This is a genomic window from Prauserella sp. PE36 (assembly GCF_003311655.1).
Lineage (GTDB): Bacteria > Actinomycetota > Actinomycetes > Mycobacteriales > Pseudonocardiaceae > Prauserella_A > Prauserella_A endophytica.
Genome location: NZ_QEQT01000021.1, coordinates 1 through 2,320, shown reverse-complemented (window position 1 = coordinate 2,320; position 2,320 = coordinate 1). Strand labels below are relative to the sequence as shown.

The 2,320-nt window shown below is 69.7% G+C and carries 1 protein-coding gene; it reads right to left on the bottom strand.

Annotation, left to right across the window (positions count from 1 at the left end):
- Positions 1–1,606: FAD-dependent monooxygenase (locus DI005_RS00540; RefSeq protein ID WP_113640945.1), on the bottom strand; the 1,606-nt coding region annotated here is incomplete at its 3' end.
- Between the last annotated feature and the right edge of the window lie 714 nt (positions 1,607–2,320).

Sequence of the window (2,320 nt, the reverse complement as noted above, 5' to 3'; positions counted from 1 at the left end):
CCCCCGGCCTGCCGATGACCACCGAGCGCAGCCACGGCCGGCCCAACTGCTCGACGGCGGCCTCCCAGGCCACCCCGGCCAGCCCAGTCACCACCGTCATCCGCCCCTTGCCGACCACGTCCAGGGTGGAGATCTTGCGCCCGCCCCGGTCGATCAGCCAGGCGTGCGGCAGCTTGGCCCCCGGACGTGTCGTGGCCTGCGCGTACAGCGTCGGGTCTCGCTCCCAGACCTCGTCACCGACCGTCGGGTCGGGCAGCACCGCACTGGAGACGTAGCGCTGGTTGAGCTCGATCCCCTCGGCGTTGAACTCCGTGTTCTTCAGCTCCACCGCCTGGTGCAGCTGATCCCGCAACCGGATCCCTTCCGGCGTCGGCGCGTTCAACCGCTCCAGACCCGCCGCGACCGGGTCCTCGACCTCCTTGACCAGCCACTCCCGCAGCGGCGCGTACTCCTCGCGCGACTGGTTCGCCCGCGCCACAATCTGCTCCCCGACCGGGACCCGCTCGTCGGAGTAGCTGTCCAGCAACGACTGCCCGGCGTCCCCGCGGACCGCGTAGGCGACCTTCCACGCGATGTTGAAGGCGTCCTGGATCGAGGTGTTCGAGCCCAGCCCGGAGGACGGCGGGTGCCGATGGGTGGCGTCGCCGCCGCACCACACCCGCCCTCTGCCCATGCTGGTGGCGTGCTGCTGGTTGACGTACCACAGCGAGACGTTGACGATCTCCGGTTCCAGATCGGGGTCGCCCACCAGCGCGCGGATCTGCTCAGTGAGGAACTCCGGCGACATGTCCGGCTCACCCGCCGCCATGTCGAACCCGTAGCCCATGATCCACTGGTCCCACGGGCGGATCGCCCGCAGCAGCCCCGTGCCGATCTCTCCGAAGCCGGCCTTGGCGCTGAAAACGCTGTACAGCGTCGTCGGCCGGTGGGCGACGTAGTGCGACAGGTCCGCGTCGAACCGGGTGTACACCGTCCCGGCCCGCGCGGTCTCCCCGACGATCTCCAGACCGAGCTCCGCGGCGATCGCCGAGTTGGCGCCGTCGAAACCGAGCAGGTACTTCGCCCGCTGGTCGAACTCGTGCCCCGTCCGCCGGTCGCGCAACGTGACGGTCACACCGTCCGCGTCCTGGGTGTGGCGGAGGTACTCGGTGTTGAAGCCGAGGATCGCGCCCCGGCTGCCCGCGGCATCGATCAGGACCGGCTCCATGAGGGGTTGGATGAGATCGAACAGACCGCAGGGGCTGTTTTGCAGGTAGTCCCCGTGCCGCCGGTCCCCGGTCCCCCACAGCTCCAGCCGCGCGATCTCCTCGCCGGTCAGGCTGGTCACCCATGGCTTGGTGCCCATCTGGTCCCACGGGACGGCTCGCGACTTCGCCACCTCCTCGAGACCCAGGTCGCGCAGCACCTCCGCGGCACGCTGGTTGGTGATGTGCGCGCGCGGCCCGTTGGCCACCCACGGGTAGCGGGTCACGGCGTGCACCCGGATCCCGTACGTCGCCAGCGCGGCGGCCGCCGTGCCGCCCGCGGGCCCCAGCCCCACCACCACCACGTCGGTGTCGTAGGCGGGGTCGCCCGTCAAATCGACGTCGGTGTGAAGAGCCGTCATTGATCCTCCTGCGGGTCGACATCAGCGGTGATGGCGAGATCCGCCACACCATGTGGCGTGACGCAGTGTACGACACAATGGCATGATGGACTAGCCTTTCCACGTGACCCTGTGTCACGTGGCGATCCTCGGCGCGACTGACCACCGCTTGGGTTTGCGGCGCCGGAGTGCGAACCAGTCTCGACGCACACCTACCGCCGCGAAGCCGCCCCGCCCAGGCTCCGACCCCCCGCTCCGACACCCTCGCCGGAGGCGGGCGGCAACGCGTGACGAGCAGGTCAGGGAAGCCTTCGTTCGGCACCGACCGACCTCGGGAGCGTCATCGGTGATGGTCGTCAGACACGAAACCCCGTTCCTCGTCGGTCGTCGTCGGCCTGGAACACGATGCCGAGCTTGACAGATCTCACAGCGGACACCGCCTGTGCGTTCCAGCTGCTGGAACGAAAGGTCTTGACAATCCGCTCGCAACCTGAGCACCGCCCAAACCCCATTTGGTACGACGTCATACCGATACCTGGCGCGATTCTCCGCGGAGCGCAGACCCAGGCGCAGACTCGGCAGGCCGCTCCCTCACGCCCCTGCGGAGCGGGCGACGGGAGGCCTCACGGAAGGACCATCGGGAGATGACCGGGCTGGCCGGGGTGGCCTGGGAGGCCGCCGCCGAGCAGTTGGGCCGGCCGTGGCTGCGCTCGGTGGTCATCGGCAGGCCGGGGG